Source organism: Modestobacter sp. SYSU DS0290, from assembly GCF_054050955.1.
On the sequence record NZ_JBJHAI010000016.1, the window covers coordinates 20,460 to 41,696 of the forward strand.

Genomic DNA, 21,237 nt, shown 5'->3' on the forward strand with positions numbered 1-21,237 from the left:
CGCCGTCCGCGTGTCCGTGCCCCGAGTGCCGCCAGCCCAGGAGAACGCCATGCACCCATGTCAGCAGGGGTGGGTTACCCCGGCGTTGCCCCTGGGTGGAGTTCTGCAGCAGATGCGGACGTTGTCGCAACTTTTCTGCAACGTGTCGCCACGTGATCTTCCCCATGTCCAGGTCGGTCCGCCTATGGTGACCGCGATCACGACCCAGGCGACGCACAGAGAGGTGTGCCGTGACCACACCGAATGACCGCAGGCTGCTGACCCCGGAGGAGTACCGGCAAGCGCAGGACTCACCGGAGTTCACCGAGCTGCGGCGCCGTTTCCGCAGCTTCGCCGTACCGATGACGGTGGCCTTCCTGGTCTGGTACCTGCTGTTCGTGCTGCTCTCGACGTACGCCCCGGACCTCATGTCCACCCAGGTGTTCGGCAACGTCAACCTCGGCATCCTGCTGGGCCTGGGGCAGTTCGTCTCGACCTTCGTCATCACCCAGCTGTACGTGGTGCACGCGAGCAAGAAGACCGACCCCATCGCCGACGAGATGCGTGAGCGCCTCGAGGCCCACGAGTACGCCCCCGGCACCCGTAGCGAGGAGACCACCCGTGGCTGACGTGCTGGCCGCCGAGAGCGCGACCATCGGCAACCCGGCGATCAACATCTCGATCTTCGGCGCGTTCGTGGTGATCACGCTGGCGATCACCTTCCGGGCGAGCCGGAACAACAAGAGCGCCGCCGACTACTACGCCGCCGGGCGCAACATCACCGGCACGCAGAACGGCCTGGCGATCGCAGGTGACTACCTGTCCGCAGCATCGTTCCTGGGCATCGCGGGTGCCATCGCGATCTACGGCTACGACGGCTTCCTGTACTCGATCGGCTTCCTGGTGGCGTGGCTGGTCGCGCTGCTGCTGGTCGCCGAGCTGATGCGCAACACCGCTCGCTTCACCATGGCCGACGTGCTGGCCTTCCGGATGCGGCAGGGGCCGGTGCGCACCGCGGCCGCGATCTCGACGCTGGCCGTCTCGCTGTTCTACCTGCTGGCCCAGATGGCCGGCGCCGGTGGCCTGGTGGCCCTGCTGCTCGGCGTGAGCGGCCCGGTGGCGGAGGCCGCGGTGGTCATCATCGTCGGCGCGCTGATGATCTTCTACGTGCTCGTCGGCGGCATGCGCGGCACGACGTACGTGCAGATGATCAAGGCGACGCTGCTCATCGCCGGCGCGCTGGTGATGACGCTGTGGGTGCTCGCCGAGTACGGCTTCAACCTGTCCGGGCTGCTGGGCGGCGCCGCCGACCAGGTGGGGGCCCAGGTCCTCGACCCGGGTGCGCAGTACGGCCTCAGCGGCGCCACGAAGCTGGACTTCATCAGCCTCGCCCTGGCCCTGGTGCTGGGCACCGCCGGCCTGCCGCACGTGCTGATGCGCTTCTACACCGTGCCGACGGCCAAGGACGCCCGTCGCTCGGTGGTCTGGGCGATCTGGCTGATCGGCATCTTCTACCTGTTCAGCCTGGTGATCGGCTACGGCGCCGGGGCCATGGTGGGCGCCGAGGACATCCTCGCGGCCCCGGGCGGGGTGAACGCAGCGGCGCCGCTGCTCGCCTTCGAGCTGGGCGGGACGGTGCTGCTGGGCATCATCGCCGGTGTCGCCTTCGCGACCATCCTCGCGGTCGTCGCGGGCCTGACGATCACCGCATCGGCGTCCTTCGCCCACGACGTGTACGCGTCGGTGCTCAAGAAGGGGCAGGTCTCGCCGAACGCGGAGGTCCGGGTCGCCCGGATCACCGCGATCGTGATCGGCGCGGTCGCGATCGGGCTGGGCATCCTGGCGCTGCGCGCCGGGCTCAACATCGCCTTCCTGGTGGCGCTGGCCTTCGCGGTGGCGGCCTCGGCGAACCTGCCGACGATCCTCTACACGCTGTTCTGGAAGAACTTCACCACCCAGGGCGCGCTGTGGTCGATCTACGGCGGTCTGGCGATCTGCCTGACGCTGATCGTCTTCTCCCCGGTCGTCTCCGGCTCGGAGACGGCGATGTTCCCGGGTGTCGACTTCGCCTGGTTCCCGCTGCGGAACCCCGGCCTGGTCTCCATCCCGCTGTCCTTCCTCCTCGGCTACATCGGCACCAAGGTCTCCAAGGACCGGCCGGACGTGGACAAGTACGCGGAGCTCGAGGTCCGGTCGCTGACCGGCATCGGCGCCGAGAAGGCGGTCGCGCACTGAGGAAGGCGGAAGGGCCTCGCTGCCCCCCATGACTCGCAAGCTCGCCATGGGACCCTGCAGCGAGGCCTGACCCACCACTCGCAGGCTCGCGGCGGGGCCCTGCAGCGGGGCCGTTCCAGCACCTGGCGCGAGGCCCGTCCCCGGGAGGGGGCGGGCCTCGCGTCGTTCCGGCCGGCGGTGCGGACGCCGACCGGACGGTGCTGGTTCAGGCGGTGCTGGTTCAGGCGGTGGCGCGGGCCGGTTCCTCGGCGAGTGCGGGCGCCGGCAGCAGCGTGTCGACGGCGTCCGTCGCGACGGGGACCGCCGCGGTGGCGGAGCGGCGCCGGCGGACGGCCCAGCGGCTGACCAGCCCGGCGAGCACGAGAGCGCCGGCCAGGGCCTGCTCGGCCGGGGCGGTGGCCGCCACGGCCAGCGCGGCCAGGTAGACGACCGTCAGCAGCACCGAGGCCGCGGTCAGCCGGGCGGGGACCCGGAGCGCGGGCAGGTGGACGGCCGGCAGGTGCGGGGTGGGCACGGACAGGTGCACGAGGACCTCCAGCAGGTCGGGCGCCCGCCGCGCCGGCGTCCCGTCCACCCGCAGGTGGGCCGGGGCGCCGGCACGGCGGCGGCGCGAGGGGACGCTTACTTCAGGGCGTCCTTCGCCTTCTGGATCAGGGTGTTCATCTTCGTCTGCGGCGTCGGGTACAGCCGCGGGTCGCCCGGCGGGAGGATCGGCGCGTCGGCGTTGGCCGAGATCGGGGCGGCGGAGAACTGGTTGTCCGTGCCGTCCAGAGCCGGGCCGCTGGCCCAGCGGCCGCTGGCGGCCTCGGGGCCGTCCGAGGCGTCGATGAAGGTGTAGGCGAACTCGGGGAGCTCCTCCTCCACCGGGAAGGCCTCGGGCACCGGGATGCCCTCGAGGCCGTCGGCCTTGAGCTCCTCGATCGCGGCCAGCCACTGCTGCTGGTGGTAGTGGTCACGGGCGAGGTTGAACCGGAGCATGTCCTTGACGCCGTGGTCGTCGGTCATGTTGAACAGGCGCGCGGCCTGCAGGCGGCCCTGCATCTCGGCGGTGGCGTTGTAGTGGAAGTCCGCCATCAGGTTGCCGCTGGCGGTCACGTACCCGCCGCTCCAGGGCAGGCCCATGCTGTCCCGGAAGTAGGCGCCGGCGCCGTTGACGATGGCGTGCTGCGGGTTGTGCTGCCCGTAGCCCGCGGCGGCCTCCTTGCTGCGGTCGGAGGCGTCCGGCTTCAGCGGGACGTGGTCCAGCAGCCGGTCGATCATCGTCACGATCATCTCGACGTGCGCGAGCTCCTCGGTGCCGATGGCCAGGAGCATGTCCTTGTACTTGCCGGGCAGCCGGCAGTTCCAGCCCTGCAGCAGGTACTGCATCGCGACGGTCATCTCGCCCCACTGACCGCCGAGCAGCTCCTGGAGCTTGCGGGCGAAGTCCGGGTCCGGGCCGTCGGGCTTGGCCTCGTACTGCAGGGCGTGGGTGTGCGTGAACACGGGCGTCTCCTCTGGTCGAGCCGTTCGCCGTGCCGCCCCGCTCGGGGCGACACACTCCAGATGCCCGCGCCCGGTGACACCCCCGTGCCGTCCGGTGGCCCGTAGGGGCCGACCTGCTCAGCGGTCGGGGAGGCGCACCACCAGGGTGAAGGCGCCGTCCTCGGCCCGGCACCAGGCCAGCCGCCCGCCCAGCTCGCGGGTCTGCCGCTGCACCGACCACAGCCCCAGCCCGGTCAGGTCGACCGGCGGGGTGGGCTGGCTGAGGTGCCCGAGCACCCGCTCGGCGGGGACGCCGTGCTGGGTCAGCGCGAGCTCGACCCAGCTGCCGCGGCGGCGGACGACGAGCCGGACCTCCTCGCCCCGGCCGTGCCGGTGGGCGTTCTCCAACAGGTTGGTGAGGATCCGCTGCACCCGCGCGTCGGCCACCGCGACGTCGCCGGCGTCCGGCGACAGCTCCAGCCGCAGCTGGTGCTCCGGCAGGCCCGAGGCGCCCACGGAGGCCCGGACCACCTCGGCGAGCCGGCGCACCCCCCGCCGCTCGGGTGCCCCGCCGGTGGCGTTCGCCGTGCGCAGCATGGAGGACAGGTGGCGGGCCTGGTCGCGCGCGAGCTGGAGCAGCTCCGGTCGGCCGACGGCGTCGCCGTCCAGCCGGTCGAGCACCGACTCCAGCGCGGCCAGCGGGCTGCGCATGTCGTGGCAGAGGGCGCGCACCAGCGCGTCGCCGGTGCTCACCCCCTCCTGACCGGTGGGCAGGTGGCTGCGCACCGTCCGGACCAGGTCGGTGACCAGGGCGGGCAGTGACGAGGGTCGTGTGTCGGCAGCGAGGGTCACGGGCACCTCCGGGGTTGCGTCCGGTCAGCCGCGTCGGGCGCAGCAGACCGAGTGGGAGTGACGTGGAGGGATCCGAAGCCGGAGCTGAGCGCCGTCCCCCCGTGGACGTGGTCGTCATCGACGACCACCCGTTGTTCAGCCGGGGCCTGGAGCTGCTGCTCCCCCCGGAGAGCGGTGGCCGGGTCCGTGTGGTGGGTACGACGGACGACGCCTCCGCCGGCGCCGCGCTGGTGCGCCGGCACCACGCGGACGTCGCCGTCGTCGACCTGCACATGCCACCCCCCGGCGGCACCCGGGCGATCGCGGCGATCCGCCGGGCCGACCCGATGGTGCGCATCGTGGCGCTGTCCGGGCTGGCCGAGGCCGACGCCGCGCTGGAGGCGCTGCGCGCCGGCGCGAGCGGCTTCCTGCCCAAGACGGCCAGCCCCGAGGCGCTGGTGCGGCCGCTGCTGGCGGTCCTCGACGGCTGGTCGGTCATCCCCGAGTCGCTGCTGCGCCAGCTGCTCGACGACGCCACCCCCTCGGCCGAGCAGGGCATCGCCGCGCAGCTGTCCGCCGACGACCGGCGGCTGTGGCGGCTGATCGCCGCCGGGACGAGCACGGTGGACATCGCCACGACGTTGCACGTCTCCGAGCGCACGGTGAAGCGGCTGGTGGCCAACCTGCTGCGCCAGCTGAAGGTCTCCACCCGGGTGGAGGCCGCTGCGCTGGCCGGCCGCATCGGGCTCGGGCAGGACGGCGCGGCCTGACACCCCGGTGGGCACGGCGCTGGTCTCCATCGCCCGCGATCTACCCGGCGCACCGGACCGCACGCGCGGACCGGACAGTTCCGTTGTGCACGAGCTGACCGTCATCAGCTGGTCGCCTACCGTTCCCCCATGGCTCCCCGGATCGTGCTGCTCGGCGCCACCGGCCACACCGGCGGGCGGACGGCGGAGGCGCTGGTCGCCCGCGGTGCCCGCCCGGTGCTCGCTGGTCGTGACCCGCAGCGGCTGACGGACCTGGCCGGCCGGCTCGGGGCCGACGGCGGGCCGCTGGAGACCGCGACCGCCGACGTCACCGACCCGGCGTCGGTGCGCGCCCTCATCGGCCCGGGCGACGTCCTGGTCAGCACGGTCGGCCCGTTCCTCCGGCTGGGGGAGGCGGCCGTGACCGCCGCGGTCGAGGCCGGCGCGGTCTACCTGGACTCCACCGGCGAGCCGCCCTTCCTCCGCCGGGTGTTCGAGCAGCACGGCCCCCGGGCCGAGGCGACCGGCGCCGCACTGCTCACCGCGTTCGGTCACGACTACGTCCCCGGCAACCTCGCCGCCGCGCTCGCCCTGGCTGATGCCGGACCGCGGGCGCACCGGGTCGACGTCGGCTACGCCCTGGACGGGGTCCGGGGGCAGGCGTTCTCCCGGGGGACGTTCAGCTCGCTGGCCGGGGTGGTGCTGGAGGAGGGGCACGCCTTCACCGGCGGCCGGCTGGTCGACGAGCCGGCCGGCGCGCACACCTGGGTCTTCGACGCGGCCGGGCGCCGCCGCGAGGGCTTGTCCGTCGGCGGCTCGGAGCACCTGGCGCTGCCCGGGCTCGCCGCGACGCTGCAGGAGGTCGGCGTCAGCCTGGACTGGTTCGGGCCGGCGACCCCGGTCGCGCACCGGCTCGCGCCGCTCGCGCCCTGGGTGCGGCGGGTGCCCGGCGCGCAGACCGGCCTGGCCCGGCTCACCGACCTGGTCGCCGGGCGGTTCGCGGAGGCGCCGTCGGAGGCCGGGGACGTGCGCACCGCCGTCGTCGCCGAGGTGCGCGACGCCCGGGGCACCCGGGTGGCCCGGGTCGAGCTGACCGGCCCCGACCCCTACGCGATGACCGCCGACCTGCTCGCCTGGGGCGCGGTCCGCGGCGCCGCCGGTGGCGTGACCGGGGCCGGCGCCCTCGGGCCGGTGCAGGCGTTCGGGCTGGAGGAGCTCACCGCCGGTGCCGCCACGGCCGGCCTCGTCCGGCGGTGACCACCCGGCTGGCCTGCGTCGACATCGGCTCCACCTGGACCAAGGCGGCGCTGGTCGAGCTGCCGGGCGGGCGGCTGCTGGACACCCGGCAGGCGCCGACCACCCCGGACGACGTCGTCGCCGGGGTGCTCGTCGCCACGGAAGGGTGGGACGCCGAGGTGCGGGCCTGCTCCAGCGCCGGTGGTGGACTGCGGCTGGCGGTGGTCGGCTACGAGGAGCTGATCAGCGCCGAGGCGGGGCACCGGGCCGCGCTCTCCGCCGGCGCCCGGGTGGTGCACGTGGCCGCCGGCCGGCTCGACGACGGCGCGCTGGCCGCGCTCGCCGCTGCCGAGCCCGACGTGCTCCTGCTGGTCGGCGGCACCGACGGCGGGGACGCCGCCGTGCTGCGGCACAACGCGGCGGCCCTCGCTGGCTCGGCCCCCCTGCAGGGGTCCGGTGCGAGCGGGCGAGTGCCGGGGGGCAGGGGGGTCCTTCCTGCCGTCCCGGTCGTGCTGGCCGGCAACGCCGCGGTGCGGGACGAGGTGTCCGCGGTGCTCACCGCCGCCGGCACCCCGGTGACCGTGGCCGGCAACGTGCTGCCCGACATCGGCCTGCTGGCCCCGGACTCGGCCCGCGCCGCGATCCGCGAGGTCTTCCTGGCCCACGTCATCGGCGGTGACCGGCTCTCTGCCGACGAGCGGCTGCGCCGGTGGGTGCGCGCGGTGACCCCGGACGCCGTTCTCGAGGGCGTGGCGGCCCTCGCCGAGCTCCGGGCGGACGCCGACCGGCCGGGGGTGCTCGTGGTCGACGTCGGCGGGGCGACCACCGACGTCCACTGCGTGCCCGCCGCCGACGCCGAGCAGGCCGGGCTGCAGCGCGCCGCGGTCGGCGTGCCGGCCCGGCGGCGCACCGTGGAGGGCGACCTCGGGGTGCACGCCAGCGCCGGCGCGCTGCGGGCCGCCGCCCGCGCGGAGGGGCTCGCCGACCCGGGGGAGGAGTCGCTGGCGCTGGGCGAGGCCGCGGCCGTCGTGGCGCTGCGCCGGCACCTGCGGAGCGAGGCCGCCTACGGCCCCGGTGGGGCCAGCGCGCGCGGGGTGGGGCTCGTCGTCCTCTCCGGTGGGGTGTTCCGGCACGCGGCGCCCGGCGACGTCGCGGCGGTCGTGGCCCGGGTCGCCGCCGACCGCGGGGGCGCCGGCAGCGTGCTGGGCGGGGCCGCGGACGTCGTCGTCGACACCCGGTACGTGCTGGCCGCTGCGGGGCTGCTCGCCGGCGACGAGCCCGCCGCGGCGGCCGGCCTGCTGGGCGCGCTGCTGCCCGGCTGAGGGCCGGTCAGCGGGCGAGGGTGCCGGCCCAGGGGCCGGAGGCGACGACGGCGAAGCCCGCGGCCTCGTCGGCGGCCATGTCGACGGCCGCGTAACCGCCGCTGCCCGCCCCCACGCACGCCTGCACGGTGGCCAGCCCGGCCCGCCGCTGGAAGAAGGTCTGCCGGACCTGCCAGCCGACGACGGCCCGCCGCTGCAGGACGACGTGCTCGCGGACCAGCCAGCCCGACCGCACCGCCAGCGTCGGGCCGCCGGCCACGTGCCCGAGCGAGGTGTACCGGGCGTACCCGACCGGGACCGCCAGCACGGTCAGCACGAGGCCGGCGGCCAGCAGCGGCCACCAGCCTGACCGCAGGGTGAGCACCACCCCGGCCACCAGGACGACGGCGCCGGGCGCGAGCGCGCGGAGCACCCGGCGGCGCAGCGCGGCCGGCGGGTGCCGGCGCAGCGGGCCGGGGCTGGGGGCGAGCTGGTCGGTCAGCAGCCAGGCCTGACCGCGCGGGCCGAGCGGCAGCAGCTGGCCGCGCCGGGCGGCGTCGCCCAGGCCGGTGACCAGTGCGGTCGCCCGCGCGGCCCCGACCAGGCGCATCCCGAGGCCGTCGCTGACCGCGCACCCGCGGATCCGGTCGACCTCCAGGTCGGTGTGCCGCCGGGTGAGCAGGCCCCGCTCGGCCACCAGCGACCCGCCGCGGCGGACCAGCCGGAACCGCCAGTTGACCACCGCGGCGCCGAGCACCGAGCCGGCGGCGAGCAGCACCAGCCCACCGGCCGCCACTGCGGCGATGAGCCAGCCGTCGACGGCGTCGAGCTGCTCGACGCCGGGGGTGAGCTCGGGCAGGAAGCCGTCGGGCAGCTCGTCGACCAGTCGGAACAGCGCGCCGACCGCGGCCAGCGGCACCACCAGGTAGGTGCCGACCAGCGGGGCGTACAGCAGCCACCGGGAGCGCAGCTGCAGCAGCTCCTCCTCGGCCGGCTCCGGCGCGGAGTGCCGTCCGGTCGCCACTGCGGGGGTGGCGTGCCGATGGGAGAGCAGGTGTTCCCGCAGCCGGTCGCCCTCGGCGCGGGGGACGCCGTCCACGACGAGCTCCTCGTCGTTCCCCGCGGCGCCGGCGGCGGCGTCGATCCGCACCCGGACCAGGCCGAACAGCCGGTGCAGCAGCGGGGTCTCGACCTCCACGCCGCGGATCCGGTCGATCGGCACCGTGCGGGTGGAGCGGGACACCAGCCCGCGGGTGACGACGACCGAGGTCTCACCCGCGGCGTAGCTGAACCGCCACCAGGTGAGCGCGGCCCAGGCCAGCGACAGCACCGTCACCCCGACCACGAGCAGCACGGCCGCCCAGGGGCCGCCCTCCAGCCCCCGCCCCGCCGCGACCGCCAACGCCACCGGCACCAGCGAGCGGGCCTGCTTGAACGTGACGGTGTGGACCAGGAGCACCCGAGGGGACGTGCGCCGGCCGACCGGCGCCTCCGGCGGGGGCGGTGCGGTCACGTCGCGACGTCCCGCACCTGCTCGGCCCGGCGGGCGAGGTCCTCGGCGACCTGCCGGGCCACCTCGACCTCGAGGTGCCAGATCCGCACCGTCCCCTGCGACGACGCGGTGAGGACCGCGACCGTCGCCAGCCCGAACATCGTCTGCAGCAGGCCGCGGTTGACGTCGACGGTCTGGATGCGCGAGATCGGCACCAGGGTCCAGGTGCGGTTGAGCCAGCCGGTGAGGGTGTAGACCGCCTCGTCGGTGACCTCCCACCGGTGCACCCGCCAGCGCAGCCGCGGCTGGACCCCGATCGCCAGGACGGCGTCGACGACGAGCAGGGCGACCGCGAGCCAGCGCACCACCTGCACCCACGCCCCGGCGTCCGGCGGCACGAACAGCCAGAAGGCGGCGACGGCCGCGGCCCAGAAGAGGACGCCCAGCACCCCCTGCACGGTCCACAGGCCGATGGCCGAACGGGACAGCGGCCAGGCGGGGTCCCGGGCAGGCGGGGGAGCGGACATCGCCGTCCATCCTCGCAGGGTCCCGTGCCCGGCCCGCGTTCCGGCGCCTGGGAACGGGCGGCGCAACGATGGCACGCCGTGCCACGATGGAGGGATGATGCCTCAGCAGGTCCCGACCGTGGCGGCTGCCGAGGTCCCCGAGGACGCCGTCGTGCTGGACGTCCGCGAGGACGACGAGTGGGCCGCCGGCCACATCGAGGGGGCCACCCACATCCGGATGGGCGACGTGCCGGCGCGGCTGGACGAGGTCCCCGAGGGTGACCCGGTGTACGTCACCTGCCGCAGCGGCGGGCGCTCAGCCCGGGTGGCGGCGTGGCTCAACCAGAACGGCTACGACGCGGTGAACGTCGGCGGCGGCATGGGTGAGTGGGACGCCGCCGGCCGGCCGATGGTCAGCGAGACCGGCCGCCCGCCCTACGTGGTGTGAACCTGAGGGCAGAGATGGCCATCTCTGCCCTCAGGTGGTCGCGGGGAACTCGGCGAAGCGGGCGCGCAGGTCCTTCTTGGAGAACTTGCCGACGCTGGTCTTGGGCACCTCGTCGATGAACTCGACCGTGTCGGGCAGCCACCAGCTGGCCACCTGGGGCCGCACGTGGTCGAGGATCTCCTGCCCGGTCGCGCTCTCGCCGGGCTTGAGGACGACGCAGGCCAGCGGTCGCTCGCCCCACTTCGGGCTGGGGACCGCGACGACCGCGGCCTCGGCGACCGCGGGGTGGCTCATGATCGCGTTCTCCAGCTCGACGGAGGAGATCCACTCGCCGCCGGACTTGATCAGGTCCTTGGTGCGGTCGGCGATCCGGATGCTGCCGAAGGCGTCCATCGCCGCGACGTCCCCGGTCTTCATCCACCCGTCGGGAGTGCTGAGCTCGCTGCCGGCGTCGGGTCGGTGGTACTCCTGCGCGCACCACGGCCCGCGCACCTGCAGCTCACCGGTGGCGACGTCGTCCCAGGGCAGCTCGTCGGTGGTGCCGGCCTCGACGATGCGGGCCTCCACGCCGAACAGCGGGATGCCCTGCCGCGCACGCTGGGCGGTGACGGTCGCCGGGTCCGCGCCGGCGTACCGCCGGGCCAGGACGCCGCCGGAGGCCACCGGATGGGTCTCGGTCATGCCCCAGGCCTGGTAGATCGGCAGCCCGACCTGCTCCTCGTAGGCCTGCGACAGCGCGGCGGGGACGGCGGAGCCGCCGCAGCCGATCTTCCGCAGCCGGTGCGGACGCCCGGCCAGGTGCGGCAGCATCCCCTGCCAGATCGTGGGCACCCCGGCGGTGAAGGTGACGCCCTCGTCGACGATCAGGTCGGCCAGCGCCTCCGGCTGCATCATCGGCCCGGGGAACACCATCGCCGCCCCGGCCGCGGGCGCCGCCTGCGCGATGCCCCAGGCGTTGGCGTGGAACATCGGCACGACGGGCATCGCGACGTCGTCGACGCCGATGCCGAAGCCGTTCGGCGCGATCACCGCCATCGTGTGCAGCACCGTCGAGCGGTGGGAGTAGACGACGCCCTTGGGGTTGCCGGTGGTGCCGCTCGTGTAGCACATCGCGGCGGCCGACAGCTCGTCCCGGACGGCGAACTCGACCGGCTGGGCGGCCGAGAGCAGCTCCTCGTAGTCGTGCACCCGCGGGTCGTCGGGCACCTCGGCGTCCCCACCGTCGTCCATCACCACCACGTGGCGGACGGTCGTCATGGTGTCGACCAGCGGCCACAGCAGCGGCAGCACGGTGCGGTCGACGAAGACGACCTCGTCCTCGGCGTGGTTGGCGATGTAGGTCAGCTGCTCGGGGAAGAGCCGCACGTTGAGCGTGTGCAGCACCCGACCGGTGCACGGGGCGGCGAAGTAGAGCTCCAGGTGGCGGGCGGAGTTCCAGGCGAACGTGCCCACCCGGCCGTCGGCGCTGACCCCCAGGGCATCGAGCACCCCACCCAGCCGCCGGGTGCGCTGCGCCCACTCGGCGTACGTCGTGCGGACCCTGCCCCGCGGGCCGTTGGTGACGATCGGGACGTCGCCGTGGTGCTGCTCGGCGTGCCGGAAGATCGTGTCGATCGTGAGGGGGACGTCCTGCATCAGCCCACGCATGGCGGCATGGTGCCAGTGACGCCGCTCACGATCCACTGGTGCAGGATCGGCCCGTGACGGAATCCCCGCAGCAGGTCATCCGCGTCGACGGCGACCGGCTCGTCGGGCCCGACGGCAGCACGGTGGTGCTCCGTGGCCTGGGGCTGGGCGGCTGGCTGAACATGGAGAACTTCATCACCGGCTACCCGGGGACGGAGTCCCAGCAGCGCCGCGCGCTGCGGGCGGCGCTGGGCGAGGAGGGGTACCGGCGGTTCTTCGACCGGTTCCTGGACGACTTCTTCACCGACGCCGACGCCCAGTACCTCGCCTCCCTCGGCCTGAACTGCGTGCGGATCCCGTTCAACTACCGGCACTTCGAGGACGATCTGCGTCCCGGTGAGCTGAAGGCGGAGGGCTTCCGCCGGCTGGACCAGGCGGTGGACGCCTGCGCCCGCGCCGGCATCTTCGCGATCCTCGACCTGCACGCCGTCCCCGGCGCGCAGAACCAGCACTGGCACAGCGACAACCCCACGCACTGGGCGCACTTCTGGACCCACCGGCACTTCCAGGACCGCGTCGTCGGGCTCTGGGAGGCGCTCGCCGAGCACTACCGCGGCAACCCGTGGGTGGCCGGCTACAACCCGGTCAACGAGCCCGGCGACGCCGTCGGCGAGGCGATCGGCCCGTTCTACCGGCGCCTGGAGGCCGCGATCCGCGCCGTCGACCCCGACCACGTGCTGTTCCTGGACGGCAACCGCTACTCCACCCAGTTCGACCAGCTGGGCGACCCGCTGCCCAACACGGTCTACACCGCGCACGACTACGCGCTGCCGGGCTTCGTCGACGGTGGCCCCTACCCGGGGGTGAGCCGGGGGAGGTTCGTCGACCGGGCGGTGGTCGAGCAGACCTTCCTGGAGCGGACGGCGTACATGCGCGAGACCGGGACGCCGATCTGGGTCGGGGAGTTCGGCCCGGTCTACACCGGCGACCCCGAGCGCGACGCCCAGCGGTACCAGCTGCTCCGCGACCAGCTGGAGCTCTACCGCGAGCACGGGGCGAGCTGGGCGCTGTGGACCTACAAGGACATCGGGCTGCAGGGCCTGGTCACCGTCCCGCCCACCTCGTCCTACCTGCAGCGGATCGCGCCGGTGCTGGAGAAGAAGGCCCGGCTGGGCGTCGACTCGTGGGGCTCCACGGACGCCGGTGTACGCGAGGTGCTCGAGCCGATCGAGGCGCTGTTCGCCCGCGAGTTCCCCGACTTCCAGCCCTATCCGTGGGGTCAGCACCGGTGGCTGCACGGGATCATCCGGCACGTGGTGCTCGCCGAGGCGATGGTCGGGGACTTCGGACGGGCGTTCGAGGGCGTGACGCCCGCGGAGGCAGCGGAGCTGGCCGGGGCGTTCGCCTTCGACCGCTGCGTCGTGCGGGAACCACTGGCCGAGCTGCTGCGCGCCTCCGCCTGACCGGTCTCCGGGGGGTCGGGTCAGCCCGACCCGGGGACGCCGGCCAGCGGGATCGTCCTCGCCCTGTCGCGCGACGACGCTGGTGACCGGGGACCGGCGAGCGCAGGGGTCTGGTCATGAGACCGCTCCCACGCCAGTCTCTACGCGACACCGTCGTCGACGTCCCAGCAGACCTGTGAGCGAGAGGCGACCGGTGAGCATCACCAGACGGAGACGGACCAGCAGTGTCGACCAGCCGGCGGCGCCGCCCCCGGCAGACCTCGGCGACGTGGTGTCGCTGACCGACGTCGCCCGGACCTACGGGAAGGGCGACTCCACCGTGCACGCGCTGCGCGGGGTGACCGTGGGGATGGCCCGTGGCTCGTTCACCGCGGTCATGGGCCCCTCGGGGTCGGGCAAGAGCACGCTGCTGCAGACCGCCGCGGGCCTGGACCGGCCGACCTCGGGGTCGGTGCGGCTGGGCGGCACCGAGCTGACGACGCTCAGCGAGGAGGAGCTGACCCGGCTCCGCCGCGAGCGGATCGGCTTCGTGTTCCAGTCGTTCAACCTGCTGCCCTCCCTCGACGCCGCGGACAACGTGCTGCTCCCGCTGCGGCTGGCCGGGCGCCCGGCCCGGCAGTCGGCGGCGCGCGAAGCGCTGGCCCGGGTGGGCCTCGGTGACCACGCCCGGCGCCGCCCGGCCGAGCTCTCCGGCGGACAGCAGCAGCGGGTGGCGATCGCCCGGGCGCTGGTCACCGCGCCCGACGTCGTCTTCGGTGACGAGCCGACCGGAGCGCTGGACAGCGGCGCGGCGGCCGACGTGCTGGCGCTGCTGCGCAGCGTCGTCGACGAGCTCTCGGCCACCGTCGTCATGGTCACCCACGACCCGCTGGCCGCCTCCACCGCCGACCGGGTGCTGTTCCTCGCCGACGGCCGGCTCGTCTCGCAGCTGGAGCGACCCTCCGCGCAGCAGGTCGCCGACCGGATGGTCGAGCTGACCCGGGGGACGCCGGCCGCCGCCGGTGCGCAGCGATGAGCCTGCGCCCGAACGGCCTGGCCCGCGCCTCGGTGCGGGCCAGGCCGGCGACGTTCGTCGGCGCCTTCGTCGCGCTGCTGTTCGCCTCGGCCACCGTCGCCGCCGGTGCGCTGCTGCTGCAGACCGGGGTGACCCTCGGGTCACCACCGGACCGCTACGCCGCCGCCCCGGTGGTGGTCGCCGCCGGCGGTGAGGTGGCCCAGCGGCAGGGTGACGGCTGGACCGCGACCCAGCTGCTCGCGCAGCGGCCCCCCGTCGACGCCGCGCTGGCCGGCCGGCTGAGCGGGCTCCCCGAGGTGGGGGAGGTCGTGGTCGACGTCGCCGTCCCGGTGCTCCCGGCCGACGACGCCGTGCTGGCCGCCACCGGCCCCGACTGGGTCGGCCGCGGCTGGAGCAGCACCGTCCTGCAGCCGGGCGGCCCGGACGGCGAGGCCCCGGCGCCGGGTGCGGTCGTGCTGGACCGGGCCACCGCCCGGGCGGCCGGGGTCGCGGCCGGGGACCGGATGCCCCTGACCACCCCGGACGGCACGGCGACGTTCACCGTCGCCGGCCTGGTCGACGCCGGGTACCCCGCCGTCTGGTTCGCCGACGCGCAGGCACCCGCGCTGGCCGGCCACCCCGGCCGGGTCGACGCACTGGCCGTCCTCCCCGCCGCCGGGACGGACCCGACCGAGCTGGCGACGGCGGTCGAGGACGCGCTCGCCGGCGCGCCCGAGCCGGTGACCGGCCTGGTGGTCGCCACCGGCGACGAACGGGGCCAGGTCGAGGACACCCAGGTCAGCGCCTCGCGCGAGCTCCTGCTGGCCATCGGCGGCTCGCTGGGCGGGGTGCTGCTGATGGTGGCGGTCTTCGTGGTCATGTCCACGACCTCCCTCGCCGTCGAGCAGCGGGGCCGGGAGCTGGCCCTGCTGCGCGCGATCGGCGCCACCCCGCGGCAGCTGCGCCGGACCGTCGCGGTGGAGGCCGGGCTGGTGGCGCTGCTCGCCGCGCCGCTGGGCCTGGTGCCCGGCGTGCTGCTCACCCGCTGGCTGGTCGGTGCGATGGCCGACCGTGGGCTCCTGGCGCAGGGCGTGACGGTGGACACCGGGCCCCTGGCGCTGGTGGTCACCGTGGCGGTCGTCGCCGGCGCGGCGTTGCTGGCCGGCCTGCTGGCGGCCCGCCGCCCGGCCCGCGTGCGCCCGGCGGAGGCGCTGCGCGAGGTCACCCTCGCCGGTGGCCGGATCGGCCCGCTGCGCTGGGTCCTCGGCCTGCTCGCCCTGGCCGGCAGCGTGCCGCTGATGGTCGTCTCGGCCACCGCCCCCGGGGACCTGGGCATGGGCCTGGCCGCGACCGTGGTGCTCACCCTGCTGCTCGCCGTCGGGCTGCTCGGACCAGTGGTGGCCGCGGTCGTGGCCCGGGTGGCCCAGCCGGTGCTGAACCGGTTCGGCGCGCCCGGCCGGCTGGCCGCGGGCAACGGGCTGGCGAACACCCGGCGGCTCGGTGCGGCGATCACGCCGGTCGTGCTGGCGGTCGCCTTCGCCGGGACGATGCTGCTGCTGCAGGCGAGCACCGAGCGCGCCGCCGACGAGCAGGCGAGGGCTGCCCTGGTCGCCGACACGGTGCTCACCACACCCGGGGCCGGGCTCCCGCTCGGCGTGGTCGACGACGTCGCCGCCGTGCCCGGCGTCGACGCCGCGACCGGACTGGTGCCCACCGAGGTGATCACCACCTCCGCCGGTGAGCTGCTGCCCGCCACCGCCGCCGGCGTCGTCGGAGACCTCGCCGGACTGCCGCGCACCCTGGACGTCGGGCTGCGCGACGGGGACCTCACCGGGCTGGCAGCCGACGGGACCATCGCGCTGGACACGCTGCTGGCCGACTCGCTGGACGCCGGCGTGGGCGACCGGGTCGCGGTCTTCGCCGCCGACGGCACGCCCCTGGAGCCCGAGGTGGTCGCGGTCTACTCCCGTGGCCTGGGCGTGGCGTCCGCGCTGCTCCCGGTGGAGACGGTGCGCCAGCACGCGGCCGCGCCGCTGCTGGGCCAGCTGCTGGTGCGGCACGACGGACCGGTCACCGACTCCGCGCTGGCCGACCTCCGCGCCGCCGCCGGACCCGGCACCGAGGCGGTCGACGCCGCGGTGGTGGCGGAGCAGCGGCAGGCGGCCACCGACCAGGGGAGCTGGCTCAACGACGTCGTCGCCGCCGGGCTGGCCGGCTTCGCCACCATCGCGGCGGCCAACACGCTGGTGATGATCGCGCTCTCCCGGCGGCGGGAGGTGGGGCTGCTGCGGATGATCGGGGCCACCCGTCGGCAGGTGCTGCGCACCGCCCGGCTGGAGGCGCTGGTGGTGGCCGGCGCCGGCCTGCTGCTGGGCGGGGGGATCGCCTGGGGCACGCTGCAGCCCTCGGTCCGCGGGGCGACCGGCGCCGGGCCGTACCTGCCCTGGCCGGTGGGGACGGGCATCGTGGTCGGCGTCGCCGCCGTCGCCCTGCTGTGCACCTGGCTGCCCAGCCGGGCGGTGCTGCGCGCTCCGCGCACCGTCACCGACTGACCACGGCGTGTCGACCGGCCGAGCCCTCGCCCCTGCCAGGGCGGAGGTCCGGCCCGACCTGCTGGAACGGGCTGATGAACGAACCGTGACCCGACCGTGACAACGATCGGGTCACCAGACTTGACGTACCCCGGTTGTTAGCGCTCACACTGTTCCGGCTCGCACAGGCGCGGGCCTGCCGCCCCATGGGTGGTGGCAGCGTCTCGAGGAGGAGATGAAGTGCGCAAGGAGCTCAAGCTGACCGCCCTGGGGGCGGCGTTGGCCTTCGGTGTGGTGGCGTGTGGTGGCAGTGGTGCGGGCGGGGGCAACGACACCGCGAACGCCGACCCGGAGGACCTCACGATCGGCGTCTCGATGCCGACCCAGACCTCGGAGCGGTGGATCGCCGACGGCAACTCGGTCAGGGACCAGCTCGAGGCCCAGGACTACCAGGTGGACCTGCAGTACGCGGGTGACGACATCCCGACCCAGGCCCAGCAGATCGACCAGATGATCACCCAGGGTGCCGACCTGCTGATCGTCGCCGCCATCGACGGCACCGCGCTGAGCAGCCAGCTGCAGAACGCGGCCGACCAGGGCATCCCGGTCATCAGCTACGACCGGCTGATCCGCGGCACCGAGAACGTCGACTTCTACGTCAGCTTCGACAACTTCAAGGTCGGCCAGGCCCAGGGCACCGCGCTGCTGGCCGGCCTCGGCGTCACCGACCGCGACGGCAACCCGGCCGGCGCCACCGGGCCGTTCAACGTCGAGCTGTTCGCCGGCTCGCTGGACGACAACAACGCGCACTTCTTCTGGGACGGCGCGATGGACGTCCTGCAGCCCTACATCGAGGACGGCACCCTGGTCGTCAAGTCCGGCCAGACCGACATCGAGCAGGCCGCCATCCTGCGCTGGCAGCAGGAGACCGCCCAGCAGCGCATGGAGAACCTGCTGACCTCCAGCTACAACGACGGCTCGGTCGTCAATGGCGTCCTCTCGCCGTACGACGGCATCTCCCGCGGCATCATCACCGCGCTGCAGAACGCCGGCTACGGCACCGACGCCAAGCCGATGCCGGTGATCACCGGTCAGGACGCCGAGATCGCCTCGATCAAGCTCATCGCCGACGGCGTGCAGAGCTCGACCATCTTCAAGGACACCCGGCTGCTGGCCGAGCAGGCCGTCACCGCGGCCGAGGCGTTCCTGGAGGGCGACAAGCCCGAGGCGAACGACACCGAGACCTACGACAACGGTGAGAAGGTCGTCCCCTCGTACCTGCTGCCGGTCGAGACGGTGTACGCCGACAACATCCAGTCCGTGCTGATCGACTCCGGCTACTGGACGGCCGACGAGGTCGCCAGCGGCCAGGCGGGCTGACACCCGTTCGGCCGGGGTGGGCCCGGCAGCGCGAGCTGCCGGGCCCACCCGCACCATCCCGGCCACCTGGGCCGGACACTCCCCGCGGGCACAGCGCCCGTGAGGCCATCCCCGAGCCGCGCGACCGCGGCTCTCATCGCGCGGAAGACGAGGACGACGGAGTCCCAATGGACGACCACATCCTGGAGATGCGCTCCATCACCAAGACCTTCCCCGGCGTCAAGGCGCTCTCGGAGGTCACCCTGGCCGTGCGACGCGGCGAGGTGCACGCCATCTGCGGCGAGAACGGCGCCGGCAAGTCGACGCTGATGAAGGTGCTCTCCGGCGTCTACCCGGCCGGCAGCTACGACGGCGAGATCGTCTTCGACGGCGAGGTCAGCCGGTTCTCCGGCATCCGGGACAGCGAGCACGCGGGCATCGTGATCATCCACCAGGAGCTCGCCCTGGTGCCCTACCTCTCCATCGCCGAGAACATCTTCCTCGGCAACGAGCGGCGCGGCCGCACCCGGCTCATCGACTGGAACAAGGCGAACGCCGAGGCCGCCGACCTGCTGCGCCAGGTGGGCCTGGCGGAGAACCCGACCACCCCGGTCGGCCAGCTCGGCGTGGGCAAGCAGCAGCTGGTGGAGATCGCCAAGGCGCTCTCCAAGGACGTCAAGCTGCTCATCCTCGACGAGCCCACCGCCGCGCTCAACGACACCGACTCCGAGCACCTGCTGGGCCTGATCCGGCAGCTGCGCGACCGCGGCATCACCTCGATCATCATCTCGCACAAGCTGAACGAGATCGCCGCGATCGCCGACAGCACGACGATCATCCGGGACGGCCAGACGGTCGAGACCCTGGACATGGCCGACCCGTCGGTGGACACCGACCGGATCATCCGCGGCATGGTCGGGCGCGACCTGGAGTCCTACTACCCGGAGCGCGAGTCGCACCCGGGTGCGGAGGTCCTCCGGGTCGAGGACTGGACCGTCAAGCACCCGACCCAGGACCGTCTGGTCGTCGACTCCGCGAGCTTCTCGGTCCGGGCGGGCGAGGTCATCGGCATCGCCGGCCTCATGGGTGCCGGCCGCACCGAGCTCGCCATGAGCATCTTCGGCCGGTCCTACGGCCGGGACATCACCGGGCGCATCTTCATGCACGGCCGTGAGGTCAAGGCCCGCAGCGTGGCCGAGGCGATCGACAACGGGATCGCCTACGCCACCGAGGACCGCAAGCGCTACGGGCTGAACCTCATCGACGACATCCGGCGCAACGTCTCCGCGGCGGCGCTGGGCAAGCTCGCCCGGGGCGGCTGGGTCAACGCCAACGAGGAGACCAAGGTCGCCGAGGAGAGCCGGCGCAGCATGAACATCAAGGCGCCGACCGTCTCCTCGGTCGTCGGCAAGCTCTCGGGCGGCAATCAGCAGAAGGTCGTGCTGTCCAAGTGGCTGTTCACCGACCCCGACGTGCTGATCCTCGACGAGCCCACGCGCGGCATCGACGTCGGCGCCAAGTACGAGATCTACACGATCATCAACCGCCTGGTGGCCGCCGGCAAGGCCGTCGTCGTCATCTCGTCGGAGCTGCCCGAGCTGCTCGGCATCTGCGACCGCATCTACACCCTCTCGGCCGGGCGGATCACCGGTGAGTTGCCGGTGGCCGAGGCCACCCAGGAGAACTTGATGGTCCTCATGACCAAGGACAAGGAGCTCGCAGCATGACCAGGACCGTGCCTCCGTCGTCGGAGCCGGAAGCGCAGACGGCGACCTCGCGCAAGGACGTGGCCCCCGCCGTCGCTGCGGGCACCGGGACCGGTGACCTCCGTGCGCTGTTCAGCCGCAACCTGCGGCAGAGCGGCATCTACATCGCGTTCGTGGCGATCGTCGCCCTGTTCGCGATCCTCACCGGTGGCACGTCGCTGAGCCCCGGCAACATCACCAACATCATCCTGCAGTACTCCTACATCCTGATCCTGGCCATCGGCATGGTCATCGTGATCATCGCCGGGCACATCGACCTGTCGGTCGGCTCGGTGGTCGCCCTGACCGGTGCGGTCTCCGCGGTGCTGGTGATCCGCGAGGGGGCGCCCTGGTGGGCCGGTGCGCTGGCGGCGATCGCCGTCGGCCTGCTGGTGGGGGCCTGGCACGGGTTCTGGGTCGCGTACGTGGGCATCCCCGCCTTCATCGTGACCCTGGCGGGCATGCTGCTGTTCCGCGGCCTGACCCTGCAGGTGCTGGACAACATCTCGCTCTCGCCGTTCCCGTCGGAGTACGCCCGGATCGCCAATGGCTTCTCCAACGGCCTGATCGGTGGCAACGGCTATGACGCCTTCACGCTGCTCATCGGCGCGGTCGCCGTCGCCGGCTACGCGTTCGGCCAGTTCCGTACCCGCCGCGCCCGGCTGGCCTACAACCAGCCGGTCGAGTCGACCCCGCTGTTCATCGCCAAGATCGTCGCCGTCGGCCTCGTGGTCATGGCCTTCGCCTGGCAGCTGGCCAACGCCCGCGGCCTGCCGTACGTGCTGGTCATCCTGGCCGTGCTGATCCTGGTCTACGGCGTGGTCACCAAGCGGTCGGTGTTCGGCCGGCAGGTCTACGCGATCGGCGGCAACCTGGCCGCCGCGACGCTGTCCGGGGTGAAGGTCAAGGCCGTCAACTTCTGGATCTTCGTCAACATGGGCTTCCTGGCCGGCGTGGCCGGGGTCGTGTTCTCCTCCCGCTCCAACGGTGCCCAGCCCAACGCCGGCAACATGTTCGAGCTCGACGCCATCGCCGCCGCGTTCATCGGTGGCGCCGCCGTCACCGGCGGTGTCGGCACCGTCGTGGGCGCCATGGTCGGTGGTCTGATCATGGCCGTCATGAGCAACGGCATGCAGCTCATGGGCATCGACCAGTCGATCCAGTCGGTGGTCAAGGGGCTCGTCCTGCTCCTCGCCGTCGCCTTCGACGTGTACAACAAGCGCCGGGCGGGCGCCGCGCGCTGACGCCGGAGGCCTCGCCCCGGCGCCACCGGGGTGA

General features: G+C 73.9%; 18 protein-coding genes. 12 read left to right on the plus strand and 6 right to left on the minus strand.

Going from position 1 to position 21,237, the window contains the following annotated elements:
* Positions 1-230: 230 nt before the first annotated feature.
* Both ACI795_RS13810 and ACI795_RS13815 read left to right on the plus strand, forming a co-directional pair.
* Positions 231-608, plus strand: coding sequence for a DUF485 domain-containing protein (locus ACI795_RS13810; RefSeq protein ID WP_457076100.1), 378 nt, complete (start codon positions 231-233; stop codon positions 606-608).
* Entirely contained in the window at positions 601-2,214 is a 1,614-nt protein-coding gene (locus tag ACI795_RS13815) for a solute symporter family protein (protein WP_457076101.1), read from the plus strand. Before ACI795_RS13810 ends, ACI795_RS13815 begins: the two co-directional genes overlap by 8 nt.
* A gap of 220 nt (positions 2,215-2,434) precedes the next feature.
* On the opposite strand, the gene ACI795_RS13820 is transcribed toward ACI795_RS13815, so the two are convergent.
* The 3 genes from ACI795_RS13820 to ACI795_RS13830 form a co-directional block, all read right to left on the minus strand.
* The gene (locus ACI795_RS13820) at positions 2,435-2,788 is read right to left on the minus strand and encodes a hypothetical protein (RefSeq protein WP_457076102.1); all 354 of its coding nucleotides are present in this window, start codon (positions 2,786-2,788) and stop codon (positions 2,435-2,437) included.
* A gap of 47 nt (positions 2,789-2,835) precedes the next feature.
* Entirely contained in the window at positions 2,836-3,699 is an 864-nt protein-coding gene (locus tag ACI795_RS13825; RefSeq protein WP_457076103.1) for a manganese catalase family protein, read from the minus strand.
* Positions 3,700-3,816: 117 nt separating this feature from the next.
* Positions 3,817-4,530 carry a sensor histidine kinase gene (locus ACI795_RS13830; protein WP_457076104.1) on the minus strand — a complete coding sequence of 238 codons (714 nt, stop codon included), beginning with the start codon at positions 4,528-4,530 and terminating at the stop codon, positions 3,817-3,819.
* A gap of 101 nt (positions 4,531-4,631) precedes the next feature.
* Here ACI795_RS13830 and ACI795_RS13835 point away from each other — a divergent pair, with 101 nt between their 5' ends.
* The 3 genes from ACI795_RS13835 (at position 4,632) to ACI795_RS13845 (ending at position 7,816) form a co-directional block, all read left to right on the plus strand.
* A complete protein-coding gene (locus tag ACI795_RS13835; protein ID WP_457076105.1) occupies positions 4,632-5,279 on the plus strand; it encodes a response regulator in 648 nt (215 codons plus the stop codon).
* Positions 5,280-5,408: 129 nt separating this feature from the next.
* Complete coding sequence (locus tag ACI795_RS13840; protein WP_457076106.1) at positions 5,409-6,515, plus strand: NAD(P)H-binding protein; 1,107 nt, start codon at positions 5,409-5,411, stop codon at positions 6,513-6,515.
* Positions 6,512-7,816 carry a glutamate mutase L gene (locus ACI795_RS13845; protein WP_457076107.1) on the plus strand — a complete coding sequence of 435 codons (1,305 nt, stop codon included), beginning with the start codon at positions 6,512-6,514 and terminating at the stop codon, positions 7,814-7,816. Before ACI795_RS13840 ends, ACI795_RS13845 begins: the two co-directional genes overlap by 4 nt.
* A gap of 7 nt (positions 7,817-7,823) precedes the next feature.
* On the opposite strand, the gene ACI795_RS13850 is transcribed toward ACI795_RS13845, so the two are convergent.
* Together ACI795_RS13850 and ACI795_RS13855 are read right to left on the minus strand one after the other, a co-directional pair.
* On the minus strand, positions 7,824-9,308 hold the full coding sequence (locus tag ACI795_RS13850; RefSeq protein WP_457076108.1) for a PH domain-containing protein: 1,485 nt from the start codon (positions 9,306-9,308) through the stop codon (positions 7,824-7,826).
* On the minus strand, positions 9,305-9,814 hold the full coding sequence (locus tag ACI795_RS13855; RefSeq protein ID WP_457076110.1) for a PH domain-containing protein: 510 nt from the start codon (positions 9,812-9,814) through the stop codon (positions 9,305-9,307). The genes ACI795_RS13850 and ACI795_RS13855 overlap by 4 nt, the downstream gene beginning before the upstream one ends.
* Positions 9,815-9,911: 97 nt before the next feature.
* Here ACI795_RS13855 and ACI795_RS13860 point away from each other — a divergent pair, with 97 nt between their 5' ends.
* Positions 9,912-10,241: a rhodanese-like domain-containing protein gene (locus ACI795_RS13860; RefSeq protein WP_457076111.1), complete on the plus strand. Its 330-nt coding sequence runs from the start codon at positions 9,912-9,914 to the stop codon at positions 10,239-10,241.
* A gap of 30 nt (positions 10,242-10,271) precedes the next feature.
* On the opposite strand, the gene ACI795_RS13865 is transcribed toward ACI795_RS13860, so the two are convergent.
* Positions 10,272-11,888: a long-chain fatty acid--CoA ligase gene (locus ACI795_RS13865; RefSeq protein WP_457076112.1), complete on the minus strand. Its 1,617-nt coding sequence runs from the start codon at positions 11,886-11,888 to the stop codon at positions 10,272-10,274.
* 53 nt (positions 11,889-11,941) lie between these two features.
* Between ACI795_RS13865 and ACI795_RS13870 the strand changes: the two genes are divergently transcribed.
* The 6 genes from ACI795_RS13870 (at position 11,942) to mmsB (ending at position 21,203) form a co-directional block, all read left to right on the plus strand.
* A complete protein-coding gene (locus tag ACI795_RS13870) occupies positions 11,942-13,330 on the plus strand; it encodes a glycoside hydrolase family 5 protein (RefSeq protein WP_457076114.1) in 1,389 nt (462 codons plus the stop codon).
* Positions 13,331-13,523: 193 nt separating this feature from the next.
* Complete coding sequence (locus tag ACI795_RS13875; protein ID WP_457076115.1) at positions 13,524-14,345, plus strand: ABC transporter ATP-binding protein; 822 nt, start codon at positions 13,524-13,526, stop codon at positions 14,343-14,345.
* Entirely contained in the window at positions 14,342-16,876 is a 2,535-nt protein-coding gene (locus ACI795_RS13880) for an ABC transporter permease (RefSeq protein WP_457076116.1), read from the plus strand. The genes ACI795_RS13875 and ACI795_RS13880 overlap by 4 nt, the downstream gene beginning before the upstream one ends.
* A gap of 219 nt (positions 16,877-17,095) precedes the next feature.
* On the plus strand, positions 17,096-18,235 hold the full coding sequence (chvE, locus tag ACI795_RS13885; RefSeq protein WP_457076117.1) for a multiple monosaccharide ABC transporter substrate-binding protein: 1,140 nt from the start codon (positions 17,096-17,098) through the stop codon (positions 18,233-18,235).
* Between the two features lie 167 nt (positions 18,236-18,402).
* On the plus strand, positions 18,403-19,941 hold the full coding sequence (gene mmsA, locus ACI795_RS13890; RefSeq protein WP_457076119.1) for a multiple monosaccharide ABC transporter ATP-binding protein: 1,539 nt from the start codon (positions 18,403-18,405) through the stop codon (positions 19,939-19,941).
* A complete protein-coding gene (gene mmsB, locus ACI795_RS13895; RefSeq protein WP_457076120.1) occupies positions 19,938-21,203 on the plus strand; it encodes a multiple monosaccharide ABC transporter permease in 1,266 nt (421 codons plus the stop codon). The genes mmsA and mmsB overlap by 4 nt, the downstream gene beginning before the upstream one ends.
* Positions 21,204-21,237 lie beyond the last annotated feature (34 nt).

Bases quoted from the DNA above. Each gene is read 5' to 3' on its own strand.
- ACI795_RS13840 (WP_457076106.1), top strand. From the start codon at position 5,409: ATGGCTCCCCGGATCGTGCTGCTCGGCGCCACCGGCCACACCGGCGGG.
- ACI795_RS13855 (WP_457076110.1), bottom strand. From the start codon at position 9,814: ATGTCCGCTCCCCCGCCTGCCCGGGACCCCGCCTGGCCGCTGTCCCGT.
- ACI795_RS13860 (WP_457076111.1), top strand. From the start codon at position 9,912: ATGCCTCAGCAGGTCCCGACCGTGGCGGCTGCCGAGGTCCCCGAGGAC.
- ACI795_RS13865 (WP_457076112.1), bottom strand. From the start codon at position 11,888: ATGCGTGGGCTGATGCAGGACGTCCCCCTCACGATCGACACGATCTTC.
- ACI795_RS13880 (WP_457076116.1), top strand. From the start codon at position 14,342: ATGAGCCTGCGCCCGAACGGCCTGGCCCGCGCCTCGGTGCGGGCCAGG.
- mmsA (WP_457076119.1), top strand. From the start codon at position 18,403: ATGGACGACCACATCCTGGAGATGCGCTCCATCACCAAGACCTTCCCC.
- mmsB (WP_457076120.1), top strand. From the start codon at position 19,938: ATGACCAGGACCGTGCCTCCGTCGTCGGAGCCGGAAGCGCAGACGGCG.